A 16755-nucleotide genomic window follows, 5' to 3' on the forward strand; every position below is an offset into this window, starting at 1 on the left:
GAGAGGTTTCAACCTTAATGACAACGCAAAAGAAACGACCAGTTGTGATTGGTGTCACTGGTGGCTCGGGTAGTGGCAAAACAACTGTTAGCCGCAAAATATTTGATCAACTTTCGAATTATTCGATTATGATTTTACAAATGGATTCTTATTATAACGATCAAGCAAATATGTCCATGGATGAACGAGCAAGGGTCAATTATGATCATCCAATGGCATTTGATTATGATTTGTTGATTACCCAATTAAAGCAGTTGCTTGATTATCAACCGATTGAAAAACCGGTTTATGATTATAATCTGTTGACACGAAGTCACAAAACGACTCGCCAGGATCCACGTGAGGTAATTATCCTTGAAGGGATATTACTTCTTGATGATAAACGTTTACGTGATTTGATGGATATTAAAGTATTCGTTGATACGGATGATGATATTCGGCTAATTAGACGAATTGAGCGTGATATGGGTGAACGAGGCAGATCATTGGATAGTATCATTAAACAGTATCTAACAACTGTTAAGCCAATGTATCATCAATTTGTTGAACCAACAAAACGTTACGCAGATATCATTGTTCCAGAGGGTGGCGAGAATCAAGTTGCAATTGACCTCTTGACAACGAAGGTCCGTTCGATTTTAATAAAACGTGGCAACAAACAAATTAAGAATAATTTTGATTCATCGATTTAAAATCATTCAGAATAAAGGGGAACGTATTAAATGGCTAAAGATGAAACATATCCAATGACTGCAGAGGGCCGCGATAAGCTTAAGAATGAACTTGAAGATCTTAAAGTTAATCAGCGTCCTAAAGTAGTTAAACGTATTAAGATTGCACGGAGTTATGGCGATTTATCGGAAAATTCAGAGTATGAATCTGCCAAGGATGAACAAAGTATGTTAGAAAGTCGTATTACAACGATTGAACACATGTTGCAATACGCTGAAATTATTGATTCTAACGCAAGTGATAAAGATGAAGTGACGGTCGGCAAACGGGTTACATTCCAAGAACTACCTGATGAAGAACCTGAAACGTATCAAATTGTTGGAGCTGCCGAAGCTGATCCAATGTCTGGTAAGATTTCAAATGATTCACCAATTGCTAAAGGACTATTGGGTCACCGTTTAAATGATCAGGTAACCATTCAAATTCCTGCTGGGGATATGAAGGTTAAGATTACCAAAGTTGAATAGTTTGAATGAACTGATGAATTTGCTTATAACAAAGTTCTAAACAGATTCATTTAAAGGGCTAAGGTAAACATGAAGTTTACTTTGGCCCTTTTTTGTTTTGACCGGATCATGATTTTTATACGTGGGGAGTGACAGATGCTTGAATAATTGATTCTATGGGCGGTTGATCTCGAGCGCGGTTACCGAATAAATACGCTTATTAGCTGAATAGCAGCCCTTTATCTGAAAGATTGGATTGTGATTGTTTGTGAAATATGAGAACGATGATATAATTGTTGTAAGCGAATTCAGAAGACGCAGAAAAACAATTTGGGAGAGTGCGGAAAATGAAAATTGAAGTAACTGATTCTGCAAGCAAATGGTTTCAAAATGAAATGGGACTGGCCGAAGGTAATGGTGTTCGTTTCTATGGAAAAGTTTATGGAAAAACACCGGTTCATGATGGCTTTTCGCTCGCATTAACCCGAGATGACCATCCAGAGGAAGTTTATACTGAAACTAAAAAGGATGGCATTACTTATTTTGTTGACGCCGGTGATGAGTGGTTCTTTAAGGGATACGATTTAACTGTTGATTTTGATTCCAAAAAGGATCCAGACAATGTTGTTTATACGTACACTGAAAATGGTGAACTGTAAAAACTATGTTTTGCGATGTATGGTTAAAACGTTAATATCAGTAAGCAAAAAGAGGATTCAGACCACTTTTAATTTTGGTCGAAGAATCCTCTTTTTATCTGCAAGTAGCATTTAAAAATTTAGTCGTACTTTTTGCGCTTTTTTAAGTAATAATCCGTCCCGATCCAGATGCAAGTCATTCCAGTAATTAAGATACCAGGAAATAACCCAACTGGCCAATAGGTGAATTTAACTTGATGGTGTCCCTTGCTGATTGGAATATATAGGAACATTTTGGCCCATTGTCTAGGTGTTACAGTATGATTATCAACTGTTACGTGCCACCCTTTTGAATATGGGATGGTCGTTGTAAGCGACTGATTATTTGCTTTGACATTAATCGTGCCATTTAATGTGTGGTTATTCCATTTTTTAATTGAAAAAGGTTGTTTCTTAAGTGAATGAGTCATTTTACTGAATTTTGCTTGGTTGAACTGATAAATGTTAACATCTTGCAACCAAACATTATCTGCAGTAGTCATAAATTCAACGTTGACGGTTCGATCATGATCTGTCGCGTTAGCAATATTTGCAACAACCATTTTCTTTGACGGCCGGAACTGAACCAGATTTTGACCATCAACCAAAATAGTAAGTTGTTTATCAGAAATATCAGGACCAAGTGTCATGTAGTATGATGTATGTTTTTTTATTGGAACTTTAATTGTGAAATATGATTGCGCCATCATTTTCTTTTTCCGAATGACAGAGTTATTTAGCTTCATGATGGGGTAAACGTTATGATATTTAATATCACTATAATTAGCAATTTGAAACAGATTGCCAATATTTGGAGATAATTGACGAGCCAACTTATTTTGGTAAGCAATAGGATTATTAGGAACGCGACTATTCTTTAGTCCTTTACTAGGCGTTACAAAGCCGATTGGCAATGCATAAGGATTTTTATATGTTGAAATCAATTTATTTTGTGAGGTTAACTGATAATTTCCTAAATCCGGTTTAGTTGTTAGAGCGTTCAAAAATTGTGTTAATTTTACTTTCCCAGGGTTGGTTGTTTGAATTGGTCGCTGATTAAGAAAATACTTCATCGACAATAGTGAGTCGGTAAACAGAGTGCCGTTAGAATAGAAAACGTAGGCATCGCCATTAGGTTGGCCAATATCACCCATAAAATTTGAGGTATCGGATTCAAGCGTTGAAGAAAAAATGGAACCGCCGTTAAAGTTACCGGTTAATGCATCATTTTTAGTTCGAGAAAAAGTCGTTCCCATTCGATAGAAACTTCTATCTGTTTCCTTGATATTGCCAACAGTTTTTCTAACGATACTGGCAAAGTTTGTGTAATCCGAATTATTGAGGTAGGAAATATTGTTAAACGAGTTGATAAAGTTAAGACTCATTTCGCCCGTCATTAGAAAGAAGATAGCGAGTGCCAGAATGAGGTTCTCGTGATACAATCCTAAGAATGTAATTATGCCGGCACTTAAAATTAAGTAAACCCATCCCCAAAGATAATTTGACTGATTCAAGTATTCAAATTGCTTCATAAATACGCCGAGGTATGTCATTGCCAACATAACTACAACCATACTGACAGCATAACCTTTCCAGTGGATGCCGTTTTTTATGATATCCATCAAAGCATTAAAAGCAGTGTAAATCATCCAAAACGAAAAGATAAACGAGAAGCGATATGGGTACCATACTGGTAGTTGCATGCCATGCCAAAACAAATCGAGAGGTTGAAAACACATCGAGAGGATAAAAAAGGTTGTTAGTGCAAGGTTTGCAATTTTAAAATTTCGCTTAGCTTGTGAGCCAAAGAAGTAATAACAAAACAGAATAACAACTAAGCTGGCAACGAATACATTGGCAGTTCCATTTGGCAGCTGTTTAAAATCAAATGCCCCGTTTACAAATTTTCCTAAAATTTGTAAAGGATTGTATTCAAACCTGATACGAAATTCATTTTTAGAATACTGTGTTTTACTGCTTAACAACGAAATGAATGTTGGAATTAATATCCAGGCTGATAACCCGCCACTAATGATCGAACCCTTCAGCCATTGAAGAATTCGGCGGCGAGAGGTTTGATTACTTTTTGGGAATGCTTTAGCGAACCCAAAGATTAACATGTATGCTGTTAGAAAAATAGCGATCATCCAGCCCATGTAGTAATTAATAATTAACATGGCTGTTAAGCTGATTATGTATAGCTTAATCGAACCACCCTTTAAGATGCGCAGGAGTCCTAAGAAAATAATTGGCAGCAGAATGGCTGCATCAATCCAAAGTGTATTGAGTTGATTGGCGACCATCCAGCCCATTAAAGCATATGTAGTGGCAAATCCAATAACCGGCCAGTTTGTCATTGCTTTTTCTTTAATGATAAAATAGCCGAAGCTCAATCCTGACAAGCCATATTTAAGAATTGTGATAATAGCAATGACACTGGGAAGTTTTTCGACAGGGAACAACAGTATGATTAGGTTTAGTGGACTCATAAGGTAATAGCTCCAGGTCCCAAACATATCACCACCCAGTCCCTTTGCAAACGAGTAAAGGATGCCACTTGGATCATGGAGCAGCGTATCGTGATAATGAGCGAAAAAGTCTACGTATTGTTGACCCATATCGACAGTTAAAACTGAAGAGGATCCAAAAGGAGCAAAGTGCCTAAAAATAAAATAACTGGCACTAATTATGATTGGGACTAAAAAGCACATGATTAATGTTGTTCGTCTTGATTTCATATTTTAATCGTCCTTTTCATCAAAAATAAATGTCAACATCTAGAATATCATAATAAGTTAAAGATTGACCAACGGTTCTAGTTTTTGCTCGAAAAATTTGATAGAATTAAATCCATGGCAAGGAGTAATTACTTTGAAAATTTTTAAGAAACGAAATCGAAATAAAAAGGTAAAGAAGAGCAAAGCAGCTTCATTACCTTTTAGAATCAACATTATTTTTATTGTGGTTGGTATTTTATTTATTGCATTACTGACACAATTGGCATATCTACAAGTTATGTATGGATCCAAATTTAAAGCCGAGGTTAATCGTTCAGATACGTCGGTCGTAAGCGGCAATGTTCAGCGTGGCATGATTTATGATTCTGAAGGAAAGGTATTGGTTGGTAATTCTGCACACCAAGCAATTGTGTATACAAAGGGTGTTAACGAGTTAACAACTGATATTTACAAGACAGCAACTAAACTTGCTCAGTATGTTAAAGTTCCAACCAGCAGTTTAACCAAACGCCAACTAGCGGATTATTACCTATCAGAGCCAGACCGACTAACAAATATTGAGGGCAAACTTTCTGGTTTGAGTGGCTATAGTGCTGATGCAAAGTACAACAAAGCATTGGCATACGTTGAAAAGATGCCATCAGTTACGTTTAGCAAATCAATGAAAAATGCCGCAACAATTTTTGCCAAGATGAGTGGTGCTTATCAATTATCAACGGTTAACATTAAAGATGATCACGTTTCTCAAAGAGAAGTTGCCGAGGTTGGTGAGCATCTTTCAGAAATGTCTGGCGTTAATGTTGGTACAAGTTGGAGCCGTAACTATCCTAGTGGAACAGCCATTCAGGGAATTACCGGTACCGTATCCAACGAAAAAACCGGATTACCAAGTGATCGGGTTAATGAGTTGCTGGCACAGGGTTATTCACGAAACGATAGTGTTGGTCAAAGTTATTTAGAGCGACAATACGAGCCGGTTTTACGTGGTACTAAATCACAAACTCAAGTCGTACTAAATAGTGATAATGAAATTAAGAAAGAAATTAAAAAATACGGTGGGCAAAAGGGAGATAACCTGCAGCTAACCATTAACGGTCGTTTTCAAAAGAAGCTTCAATCATTGGTTCATTCTGCGGAACAAGGTGCCGGCGGCAATTCGACGGGAACCTATGCGGTTGTGATGGACCCAGACAACGGTGCAATCATTGGAATGGCCGGAGTTAACCGAAACCCATCAACTTCCAAGATTACCGATAACATTTTAGGGACAATCAATAGTTCGATTGTTATGGGGTCTGTTGTTAAAGGAGCGATGGTATCCGGTGCTTTGATGGATGGTGTGATTACACCGACTAACAGCACATTGACTGATCAACCGATTACCACCGGTGGGGTTAAAAAGTCATCGTGGTTCAACCACGGTGGAAGTGCCAATATTGCTGTCGACGCAAGTACGGCTTTAGAGGTTTCATCCAACTCGTACATGATGCAATTAGCTATGAAGGAAGGACACTTTCACTACGTTGAGGGTGGTGCCTTGACCATGAAACCGACGGTCTTTAACACAATGCGGGGCTACTTTAACCAGTTTGGACTGGGTGTTGATACAGGAATTGATATTCCTGGTGAATCAACCGGGTTGAAGGGGGCTAGTGGATCCTCTCATATTGGAAGTGCTTTGGATTTAGCATTTGGTAACTATGATGCTTATACGACAATGCAGGTTGCTCAGTATATGTCAACCATTGCTAACGGCGGTTATCGAATTCAACCACACGTCGTTCAAGCAATCCGTGGTACAAGCAAAGATGGTGAACTCGGCAAAATTAAAGCAACGGTCATGCCACATGTTCTAAATCAAATTAATATGACTTCGTCTCAAAAAGCGGTGGTTAAACGTGGGCTGTATGATGTGGTTCACGGGACTAACACATATAAGACTGGTGGGATGTTGGACAGTATCAAACCAGAGATTTCCGCTAAAACCGGTACTGCCCAAACCTTTTATAAGGGAAATGAAACGGTTACGTTAAGTTTAGCCTCATACGCACCATCAACTCATCCACAAGTTGTCGTTGCTTTGGCAATGCCTAATTTGGGCGTTAATGCCGAGAGCAATAACATGGCGCTTGCAAAGCAAATTTATGCTGCTTATTGGAAATATGTTCAGTCAACGTCAACTGTTAAGTAAAAATACTTAACATTTATTGAATTACGCCTAGTAATTTTGCGTAATTGATGATAAAATACTTTAAGTTGAGGCTATTAAGATAGCTACATTTTTAATTAAAGAAAGTTTGGAGGTAGTATTCCATGCGAGTACACATTACAATGGAATGTACTGAATGCCACGAACGTACTTACTTATCTAGCAAAAACCGTCGTAACAATCCCGACCGTTTGGAGCTTAACAAGTATTGCCCACGTCAACGTAAAGTGACATTACATCGTGAAACCAAATAAGGCTTGGGGAATTTAACCCAAACCTTTTTTATTTATCATGAAGCCGTCTCTTTGACCATCATGGCGACAGTCTCTGAGTTTTTCTGTAACGTCATATGGCACAAATGGCCTTTTCACGGGCTTATAAGTTTCGTCATTTAAATTGAGGTAAACTGAATTATCCTTGGTTGGATAGATCGTTAGGACACGCTTTTCAACGGCGTTTAAAACGAATGGTCTGGCTTCCAGCCGATGGATAAATAACTAATTAGCTAGCTGGTGGTGATAGTGTTGGAAACAAAAAAACAACTTCGAACTGCACAACTGAAAAGAATTCATCATTTTTTACGGCGTGATGATGCCGATCAATTACTTGAAAGCCTTTACCAGCGGTTATTTGTCGATCCAGACTTTTTGAATAGTCAAATGATCGGGATTACGTTAAGCATGGCTGATGAGCTCGATACTCAACCGATTATTAACCGGGCACTTCAAAGTGAAAAACAAGTTGTTATCCCAAGAACGTTGCCAAAACGGCAAATGGAATTTGTTTTATACAATGGCCATTCAAAGCTTGAAACCACGAAATTTGGGACAACCGAACCAGTCGGTGGTCAAGTAGTTTCAAAAAATGAGATTGATGTTTTAATTGTTCCGGGATTGGCATTTTCAAAAAATCATTATCGTGTTGGTTATGGTGGTGGATTTTATGACCGGTTCTTGAAGGGATTTAATGGGACAAGTATCGCAGTTGCAATGCCGCCACAGCTTTTTGAAGCGCCATCTTGGACGCCTGAAGACTTCGACGTGTTAATTGATAAAATTATTTATTAGTAGATTTGTTTGGAGGAAACTATGAGCAGATTAAGAGGCAAACCATATATCACGTATGGCTTGTTGGCAATAATGGTGATCGTTTTCATCATAATGTCTTTGATGGGCGGTACTGAAAACGGCGTCACTTTGTTCAACTTTGGTGCAAAATATAATCCCGCAATTCGTGCTGGTGATTATTGGCGGCTGATTACACCGGTATTCATCCACATTGGGTTCACTCACATTTTGATGAATGGGATCACATTGTATTTTATTGGTCAGTACGTTGAGCAGATTTTTGGTCATGTTCGGTACCTCATTATTTTCCTGGTTTCCGGTGTTATGGGAAACCTCGCAAGTTTTGCGTTTAGTTCGAATTTATCAGCGGGCGCAAGTACGGCAATTTTTGGATTGTTTGGTGCTTTCATGATGCTGGGAGAGAGCTTTTCGAATAATCCAGCGATTGTCTCAATGGCCAAAACATTCTTACTATTCATTGTGTTAAATATTGGAACGGATATTTTCGTTCAAGGTATTGATATTGCCGGTCATATTGGTGGTCTAGTTGGTGGCTTTTTAATTGCCTATCTCGTTGGTGTTTCTTTTGCAAAGGTGAGTCCGGTTAAGCGAGTTATTGCTACAATTATGCTGGTGGTTATCGCCGTCGTTCTCTTTTCGTTGGGAATGCAAGGTAATTTTTAAATATTTTTCAAAGTCCTAAGAAATTTAACTGAGGATGTGAGATAATGAAAACGCTGTATGATGTGCAACAGTTATTAAAACAGTTCGATATTTATGTCTACGTTGGCAAGCGACTTTGGGACATTGAGGTCATGGCGTTAGAATTGGATCATCTGCATAAAGCTAAATTGATCACAAATGACCAGTTTATTCATGCAAAGCTAATTTTGACCCATGAACATCGAATTGAAGAAAAACATGAAAGCAGGGGGAATTATCGTGGTAAAGCAGAAACGACTAATCGGAATTGATCTTGGTGGCACAACAACTAAATTTGCCTTCATTGACAAAGATGGTAATATTTTAACCAAATGGCATATTAAAACTGATATTAGTGATCATGGTAGTCATATTGTGCCAAATATGATTAAGTCAATTTCAGATCAAATGCGAAAAGAGGACTACAATTCACAAGACTTCTATGGAATTGGCATGGGAACTCCTGGAGCTGTTGATCGTGACAAAGGAACGGTTATTGGCGCCTTCAATCTTGGCTGGGACACACTTCAACCAGTTGGCGCAACATTATCTGAAAACCTTAATTTGCCTACGATGATTGATAATGATGCGAACTGTGCAGCAATGGGTGAATATTGGAAGGGTGCTGGTGACAAAGCCGACGATGTTGTCTTCGTTACTTTAGGTACCGGCGTTGGTGGCGGTGTTGTGACAAACGGCCACCTAGTCCACGGAATTAATGGTGGTGCCGGTGAGATTGGCCATATTACTGTCCACCGCAACGGATTTTTATGTACCTGTGGTAAACGGGGATGCTTAGAGCAATACGCATCAGCAACCGGTGTTGTGAAAGTTGCCAAAGAAATTGCTAAGAAATTTACTGGTAAGTCACGAATCAAAGAATTAATTGCCGGGGATGAGGAGTTAACCTCAAAGATGGTGTTCTTCTTGGCAGATAACGGTGATATTCTAGCTAATCAAATTGTTGATCGGGTCTGCTCATATTTAGGTCTAGCGTTATCGCATGTTGGTAATACTTTAAATCCGGAAAACATTATTATTGGTGGCGGTGTTTCCAATGCCGGGAATACGTTGCTCCAACCAACTACTCGTTATTTCCAAGAGAATGCCTTTCCGTCAGTTCGAGATTCAACCAGATTGAAATTAGCACAGTTAGGAAATGATGCAGGTGTAATTGGTGCCGCTTCATTAGCCCTTCAGTTTCGAAATAATCAGCCATTGAATGTAAAATAAAAGAGGGATATTAATTAATGAATAATGCCAATACTTGGATGACAATTATTTTAATCATTATGATCCTTGCTTGGGTAGGTTACACGGTTGTCCAGAATATGCGCGTAAAAAAGGTCGCTACATATTTGACGAACGATAAATTTCAGAGTGGTATGAGAAAAGCCCAAGTAATTGATTTGCGAGAACAAAAGTCTTTTAAAGACGGCCATATTCTTGGTGCTCGCAATTTGCCATATTCAACAATTAGAAACTTTTATCATCAAATTCGTCCTGATTTGCCAGTGTATTTATATGACCAAGGCAAAACGATTAGTAAAAGAGCAGCCCTTTATCTAAGCAAAAAAGGTTATCATGAGCTGTATATCTTAAAAACTGGTTATCAAAATTGGAATGGTAAAGAAAAAAAGAGTCATAATTGATAAAATAGGGCTGACCGCAAAGGGATCTGATTTTGCGGCCGGTCCTATTTTTTAATAAAAATTGTCATTATTGATAAGTTGTCGCTTTTTTGACAATTAATTGAAGTTTGCTAATTATTAGAATAAAAACAGAATGAGACAAAAGTCGGTTAACTTTCAGAGTGCAATTAGATTATTCAAATATGCTCCGGGTAAAATAGTGGGATGATTCGGTTGCACGGCAGAAAGTTGCCTTTGGCGCACGTCTTCACTCGGTAATAATTGTGATGACACAAAACGAGGCTGAACAAAATTACTTTTGTCTCAGCCCCTACCGCTTAGTCAATTAGTCGACTCTTGTACTTAGTCCAATTGGATACCGGTCTAGGTTCGTTGACTAGTCCCAACTGTCCTTAGGTTACTTGTGTTAATTCATTAACCGTTGTGAGCGGCTCGGCTTTTTCGCAGTGCCCGTTTACGGTTATCTTCAAATTTCTGTTCTTGATCCTCAATTGGATCAACAACGGACTTCTTAAAAGTAAATAATGCGCCAAGCCCTGCGGCAACTGTTCCTAAAACGCCGACAACTAAACCACTGGTAAAATGTTTCATAATTAAATACCTCCAATGCAACTTTTATACTTTCATTATGCGTTATTTACGCGAAGATATCTAGTTTATTGATTAAAATTTCACAATTATGAGGAGAACAAAATGGAAATTGATACAAAAATTATTGCCCACCGGGGTAGTCGGGGGACACGCCCGGAAAATACACTTGTTTCATTTCAGGCAGCCATCGATGACGGTTGCGAAGGGATTGAAACAGATGTTCATTTTTCAAAAGATCAACAATTCATCATTATGCACGACGAGACTGTTGATCGGACGACCAATGGTACTGGCTTGGTAAAAGATAAAACGCTGGCTGAAATCAAACAACTAGATGCCGGCTATCGATTTAGTGAAGAATTCAAAGGAACAAGAGTCCCAACTTTGCAAGAAGTAGTTGCGCTATTGCTAAAAAATAATTTTACAGGAATTTTTAATCTTGAATTGAAAACAAATAAAATTCATTATCCAGGAATTGAAAGGGCGATTTATGAATATTTTTCATCAATTCATTATTCATTCCAACTCATTTATTCCAGTTTTAATGGTAAATCGCTGGAGATTTTAAATCATATTGATCCTAAAGCTGTTGAGGCCCGAATTTTTACAACAGCTGCAAAACAAGCCAAAACCCTCAAACGCAGCAAAGTGATTGAGGACTTTCATCCAGATATTAAGTGGCTAAAACGACATCCTTTTTTTGCCCCGGCTCGCCACTTGAGGCCATGGTTAGTTAATGCAACTGAGGATATGCAGTACTGTTTTGAAAAAAACATGGCCGGAATTATTACGGACTATCCCGGTAGAGCGGTTCAATTAAGAGCAGAGATGCGAGGTGAATAAATTTGAAGAAAGTATTAGCGATCGTTGGACCAACTGCGGTCGGCAAAACCGACATGTCAATTAAACTGGCAAAGCAATTTAACGGCGAAGTTATTTCTGGAGATTCAATGCAGGTGTATCGAAAACTTGATATTGGAACGGCCAAAATAACCGAATCAGAAAAGCAGGGAGTTGTGCACCATTTGATTGATATTCGCAATATTGATGAGCGTTATTCGGTAGCTGACTTTGTGTCCGATGCGACTGAGCTAATTAATCAAATTTCCAAAGCTGGTCGTTTACCGATTATTGTCGGTGGGACTGGGTTTTATCTTCAGGCACTTTTGGATGGTTTGGAACTTGGCGGGGATCATTACACTGATGATCACATCAGGAAGGAACTATTTAAGCGGGCGGCAGACCAAGGAAATAATGAATTGCATCGCCAACTTGCAGCCGTTGATCCGGTTTCTGCGGCCGCAATTCCCGCCAATAATGTTCGGCGAGTCATCCGGGCATTAGAAGTTTACATAAAGACCGGCCGTAAATTTTCCGACCAGACTAATCATTCCCAACCAGATTTTGATTCATTCATCGTAGGGTTAACAACTGATCGCCAAAAATTATATGATCGAATTAATCAACGAGTCGATCTGATGGTAAAGGCAGGTATCCTAGATGAAGCACGATATCTGTATGATCATGGTGCCACCGGGCTTCAAGCGGGAAAGGGCATTGGTTATCATGAATTCTATGATTATTTTAACGGATGGATTTCTTTAGACGAAGCGGTGGCATTAGTTAAACAGGATTCAAGGCATTACGCCAAACGGCAGTTGACTTGGTTCCGTAATAAAACGCATCCTAATTGGTATAACATTATTGAACACCATGCCGATGTTACCCGCTTAATAAGTGACGTCTCCAAATGGCTTTCTGAAGGTGTTTAGAAAATCAATGTCATAAAATATAACATTAGCTATTGACATTGCCCTTGGTAATGGTATTATAGTTACAAGATTTAGGAGGTGAACAATGCGAGAGAAGGAACTACGGCGTTCAATGTCAGTTCTGCCGATTGGAACCGTAATGAAGCTGACTGACTTAACTGCACGGCAAATCAGATATTATGAGCAGCAGGATTTAATCAAACCCGTTCGTAATGAAGGAAATCGAAGAATGTATTCATTAAATGATATCGATCGGCTTCTGGAAATTAAAGACTACTTGGATGACGGCCTCAATATTTCAGGGATCAAAGAGGTCTATAAAAAGCAATCTCAGTTGGAAGACGAGCGAAAGAAGAATCTTAAAAAGGGTCTGACTGATAGTGATGTCAGAAGAATTCTTCAGGATGAATTCCTTAATATCGGTGGGCTGAAGCCACCTTCTTCGACGTTTGATAATCCGAATAATTTCAATAAATTTAATCACTGATAGGAGCGTTATAAATGGCGACAAAGCATGATTATACAAAAGACGATATTCGCAGCATGGTAAAGGACGAGGACGTAAAATTTTTACGTCTGATGTTCACTGATTTATTTGGGACAATTAAGAACGTTGAAGTTCCAATTGGTCAATTAGACAAATTACTTGATAATAAATTGATGTTTGATGGTTCTTCAATTGAAGGATTTGTCCGAATTGAAGAAAGTGATATGTACTTACACCCAGATTTGTCAACTTGGATGATTTTCCCTTGGAGTACTGATCGTGGCAAGATTGCCCGGGTTATTTGTGAAGTTTACACCCCAAGTGGTGAGCCTTATGCTGCAGATCCTCGAAATAACCTTATCCGAGTACTTGGTGATATGCGTAAAGCTGGTTTTACTGCTTTTAATATCGGTCCTGAACCAGAATTTTTCTTGTTTAAGATGGGTGAAAACGGCGAACCAACTTTGCACTTAAATGATAAGGGGAGTTACTTCGACATGGCACCAATGGATCTTGGCGAAAATTGTCGTCGTGAAATCGTCCTAACACTTGAAGAAATGGGATTTGATGTCGAAGCAGCTCATCATGAGGTTGCCCCTGGTCAACACGAAATTGATTTCAAATATGCAGATGCACTAGCTGCTGCTGATAATATCCAGACTTTCAAGTTAGTTGTTAAAACTGTTGCTCGTAAATATGGTCTTTACGCTACCTTTATGCCAAAGCCATTGAGTGGTATTAACGGGTCAGGAATGCACATTAATATGTCACTATTTACTGATGCTGGTAATACATTTTATGATAAGAATGGTGAACTTGAAATTTCCCAAGAAGCTTATTACTTCTTAGGCGGATTATTGAAACATGCCCGTTCGTTCACAGCCGTATGTAATCCAATCGTTAACTCGTATAAACGCTTAGTACCTGGCTACGAAGCTCCTGTTTATGTTGCTTGGTCAGGGTCAAACCGGTCACCATTAATTCGAATTCCAAGTGCCCGTGGTAATTCAACTCGATTGGAACTTCGAAGTGTTGATCCCACTGCCAATCCATATTTGGCAATTGCTGCTGTTTTGGAGGCCGGCCTTGATGGTTTGAAGAATAAGATTCAACCTGAACACAGTGTTGACCGAAATATTTATCGAATGAACGAAGAGGAATTAGCAAAGAGTCATATTCAAAATCTCCCAGATACCCTTCATAATGCTTTGAAAGATTTGGAAGCAGATGATGTAATGAGAAATGCCCTCGGCGAGCATTTGTTTAACAGTTTCATTGAGGCTAAGAACCTTGAATATGATTCATATCGAACTCAAGTTTCTGGCTGGGAACGTGATCAATACCTCGAAAAATACTAATATTTAATTTGTTATTAGGTAATCAGGTACTGGCTTTGCTAAAGAATGGTTGATTTAGTAATGAGTGAGAAATCGCAAATATTAGAATTAATAAAAATCATTCTTTACAAATGATGTTTTGGCGGTTAACTACCGTTCATAACAGCAACTATATACGTTATAGCAATTTGTGTTACATGTTATAACTGTAATGAGCCCGCACAAGTACACTTACCAAATTGGTTAGTGTACTTGTGCGGGCTTTTTGTATCAAAAAAGTATCTAATTCAAATTTAATTAAATGATATTTTAACTTGAATTTGATTAGTTTTAAGTGAAAATCCGTATTAATCAAAGTTCAGAAACAGGCATCGGGTATAAATTTTGGTTGCTGGGTTAGGAATATTAGGAGTGAGTTAAAATATGGAAAAAAAGCATTTACGTAAGCTAATGTGGGTAGCTTCTCTCGGATTAATCTTGGCAGGCTGTTCGTCACAGCAAAGTGGGTCTGGAAAATTAGCAGATAAACAGGAATTTACCACAGCAACTGATTCTGAATTGTCAACTGTTGATCTTTCAAAAACAACATCTCTGCAAACCTTTGAAATTTTGACCAATGTTGACGAGGGACTTTATCGATTAGGAAAAAATAGTCACGCAGATAATGCATTAGCTACAAAAACGGTTGTTTCAAAACACGGATTACAATATACGTTCAATCTTCGTAAGGGAACCAAATGGAGTAATGGTGATTTAGTAACAGCTAAGGATTTTGTCTATTCGTGGCAACGAACGGTTAATCCTAAGACTGCCTCACAATATGGCTATTTATTTTCAGGGATTAAAAATGCCGACGCCATTCAGGATCATAAGAAATCGTATCGAAGCCTTGGAATCAGGGCAGTTGGTAAATATAAGTTAGTTGTAAATCTCGAAAAACCAATTCCGTACTTTAAAGTTTTGATGGGCTTTCCCGTGTTCTTCCCACAAAATCAGAAAGTGGTTGAAAAGTATGGAACTAATTATGGAACTAAGGGTAACCGGATGGTATATAACGGACCATATCGGTTAACAAATTGGAATGGAACTGGAATGACTTGGACTCTGGCCAAAAATAAAACATATTGGGATGAAAAACATGTCAAACTTGATAAGCTTAATTACCAAGTAACGAAGAATCCATCGACTGGTTACAACCAATTTAAGATGGGAAAGCTCCAGTATGTCGGCTTGACTGGAATTTTAGCGAAAAACTTGAAAAATAATAAAGATTTAGTTTCGCGAAAATCATCTGGTTCCTATTATTTAGCGTTAAATCAAAAGAAGCGGATATTTAAGAACTTGAAGATCAGAAAAGCAATTTCTATGGCAATTGATCGTGATCAATTGACGAATAAAATTCTTGGAGATGGTTCTTTTAATTCACAAAGTTTTGTTGCAAGTGGTTTATCGATTGATCCCAACACCGGAAAGGACTTTACCAAGTCGACAAATAAACCACAGTCAATGACATTTAATAAGGATCAAGCCGCAAAATTATTTAAGGAGGGACTCAAGGAACTTGGAATTAAAAAAATGAAATTTACAATCTTGAACTCTGATGAATACTCTTCAAAACAAGTTAGTGAATATTTACAGGCAGAACTTGAAAAGTATTTACCAGGCTTGACTGTTCAATTAAGAAATGTGCCATTTCAGACTTTGCTTTCCCGCCAAAAAACGCACAGCTTCCAAGTAACTGTTGGAGATTGGTATGCAGACTTTGCTGATCCAATTACCTATTTAAATATTTTAACTACTGGTAATCCTAGCAACGTTTCTCAATGGTCTAACAAGACATACGATCGCCTAATTAAGAAATCTGCTTCAACGGATGCTGGAAATGCTAAAAAGCGATTTAATGATTTAGTGAAGGCTCAGAATGTGTTACTTGAACAGCAAGGAATTACACCACTTTATCAACAGGGCAGCATGAGTTTGTTGAGTAGTAAGGTTAAAGGCTTAGTTTATAGCCCCGCTGGTTCGAATAATTATAAAGGTGTTTATATTAGTAAATAATCTCTTTGATTAATTTTCAAAGTCTAGTAGAGAAGCTGAGCAGATGCTATTTTGCTCAGCTCTTTTGTTGGTCATTGTGATGGAGGTAATTTAAAAAGGTTGGAAAGTTGATGACATTAATGTGAATTCATCATCTTCTTTTAATTGATGAATTTAATGTCTTTTTTCCTTGTTGAATGTTCAAATGGCCGTTATTGTTTTTAAAAGATAAAACATTATGAAATTATTAGATTAGGGCTTTATTTATCATGACTTTTCCGATACCATTAAATGTATAAATAACGGGG

At 38.1% G+C, this 16755-nt stretch carries 17 protein-coding genes; 15 read left to right on the forward strand and 2 right to left on the reverse strand.

Translation table 11 applies throughout. From position 1 onward, the window contains the following. Window positions 1–17: 17 nt before the first annotated feature. The 3 genes from udk (at window position 18) to FC85_RS10880 (ending at window position 1837) form a co-directional block, all read left to right on the forward strand. Window positions 18–692, forward strand: coding sequence for a uridine kinase (udk, locus tag FC85_RS10870; protein WP_057865558.1), 675 nt, complete (start codon window positions 18–20; stop codon window positions 690–692). 30 nt (window positions 693–722) lie between these two features. Next, window positions 723–1199: a transcription elongation factor GreA gene (greA, locus tag FC85_RS10875; protein WP_057865559.1), complete on the forward strand. Its 477-nt coding sequence runs from the start codon at window positions 723–725 to the stop codon at window positions 1197–1199. Window positions 1200–1525: 326 nt separating this feature from the next. Continuing rightward, entirely contained in the window at window positions 1526–1837 is a 312-nt protein-coding gene (locus tag FC85_RS10880; RefSeq protein WP_057865560.1) for a HesB/YadR/YfhF family protein, read from the forward strand. Window positions 1838–1956: 119 nt separating this feature from the next. On the opposite strand, the gene FC85_RS10885 is transcribed toward FC85_RS10880, so the two are convergent. After that, window positions 1957–4593 carry a YfhO family protein gene (locus FC85_RS10885; protein ID WP_057865561.1) on the reverse strand — a complete coding sequence of 879 codons (2637 nt, stop codon included), beginning with the start codon at window positions 4591–4593 and terminating at the stop codon, window positions 1957–1959. A 133-nt stretch (window positions 4594–4726) separates the two neighbouring features. Here FC85_RS10885 and FC85_RS10890 point away from each other — a divergent pair, with 133 nt between their 5' ends. The 7 genes from FC85_RS10890 (at window position 4727) to FC85_RS10915 (ending at window position 10223) form a co-directional block, all read left to right on the forward strand. After that, window positions 4727–6784, forward strand: a complete 2058-nt coding sequence (locus FC85_RS10890; RefSeq protein ID WP_057865562.1) for a peptidoglycan D,D-transpeptidase FtsI family protein — start codon at window positions 4727–4729, stop codon at window positions 6782–6784. 122 nt (window positions 6785–6906) lie between these two features. Beyond that, window positions 6907–7056: a 50S ribosomal protein L33 gene (gene rpmG, locus FC85_RS15550; protein WP_083485100.1), complete on the forward strand. Its 150-nt coding sequence runs from the start codon at window positions 6907–6909 to the stop codon at window positions 7054–7056. Window positions 7057–7323: 267 nt separating this feature from the next. Further along, a complete protein-coding gene (locus tag FC85_RS10895) occupies window positions 7324–7869 on the forward strand; it encodes a 5-formyltetrahydrofolate cyclo-ligase (RefSeq protein WP_225427541.1) in 546 nt (181 codons plus the stop codon). 21 nt (window positions 7870–7890) lie between these two features. Continuing rightward, window positions 7891–8553, forward strand: coding sequence for a rhomboid family intramembrane serine protease (locus tag FC85_RS10900; RefSeq protein WP_057865563.1), 663 nt, complete (start codon window positions 7891–7893; stop codon window positions 8551–8553). Between the two features lie 44 nt (window positions 8554–8597). Continuing rightward, window positions 8598–8843, forward strand: coding sequence for a YqgQ family protein (locus FC85_RS10905; RefSeq protein WP_057865564.1), 246 nt, complete (start codon window positions 8598–8600; stop codon window positions 8841–8843). Then, the gene (locus FC85_RS10910; RefSeq protein WP_057865565.1) at window positions 8791–9804 is read left to right on the forward strand and encodes an ROK family glucokinase; all 1014 of its coding nucleotides are present in this window, start codon (window positions 8791–8793) and stop codon (window positions 9802–9804) included. Before FC85_RS10905 ends, FC85_RS10910 begins: the two co-directional genes overlap by 53 nt. 17 nt (window positions 9805–9821) lie before the next feature. Continuing rightward, entirely contained in the window at window positions 9822–10223 is a 402-nt protein-coding gene (locus tag FC85_RS10915; protein WP_057865566.1) for a rhodanese-like domain-containing protein, read from the forward strand. Window positions 10224–10637: 414 nt separating this feature from the next. On the opposite strand, the gene FC85_RS15555 is transcribed toward FC85_RS10915, so the two are convergent. Continuing rightward, window positions 10638–10814: a DUF3042 family protein gene (locus FC85_RS15555; protein ID WP_083485116.1), complete on the reverse strand. Its 177-nt coding sequence runs from the start codon at window positions 10812–10814 to the stop codon at window positions 10638–10640. Window positions 10815–10916: 102 nt separating this feature from the next. Here FC85_RS15555 and FC85_RS10920 point away from each other — a divergent pair, with 102 nt between their 5' ends. From FC85_RS10920 to FC85_RS10940, 5 genes are all read left to right on the forward strand, one after another. Further along, entirely contained in the window at window positions 10917–11657 is a 741-nt protein-coding gene (locus FC85_RS10920; protein ID WP_057865567.1) for a glycerophosphodiester phosphodiesterase family protein, read from the forward strand. Between the two features lie 2 nt (window positions 11658–11659). Beyond that, the gene (miaA, locus tag FC85_RS10925; protein WP_057865568.1) at window positions 11660–12586 is read left to right on the forward strand and encodes a tRNA (adenosine(37)-N6)-dimethylallyltransferase MiaA; all 927 of its coding nucleotides are present in this window, start codon (window positions 11660–11662) and stop codon (window positions 12584–12586) included. 85 nt (window positions 12587–12671) lie between these two features. Beyond that, window positions 12672–13073 carry a MerR family transcriptional regulator gene (locus FC85_RS10930; protein ID WP_057865569.1) on the forward strand — a complete coding sequence of 134 codons (402 nt, stop codon included), beginning with the start codon at window positions 12672–12674 and terminating at the stop codon, window positions 13071–13073. 14 nt (window positions 13074–13087) lie between these two features. Beyond that, a complete protein-coding gene (gene glnA / locus FC85_RS10935; RefSeq protein WP_057865570.1) occupies window positions 13088–14431 on the forward strand; it encodes a type I glutamate--ammonia ligase in 1344 nt (447 codons plus the stop codon). A gap of 402 nt (window positions 14432–14833) precedes the next feature. Next, window positions 14834–16468: a peptide ABC transporter substrate-binding protein gene (locus FC85_RS10940; RefSeq protein WP_057865571.1), complete on the forward strand. Its 1635-nt coding sequence runs from the start codon at window positions 14834–14836 to the stop codon at window positions 16466–16468. The last annotated feature ends 287 nt before the right edge of the window (window positions 16469–16755 follow it).

It is taken from the genome of Lentilactobacillus diolivorans DSM 14421 (assembly GCF_001434255.1).
Classification (GTDB): Bacteria; Bacillota; Bacilli; order Lactobacillales; family Lactobacillaceae; genus Lentilactobacillus; species Lentilactobacillus diolivorans.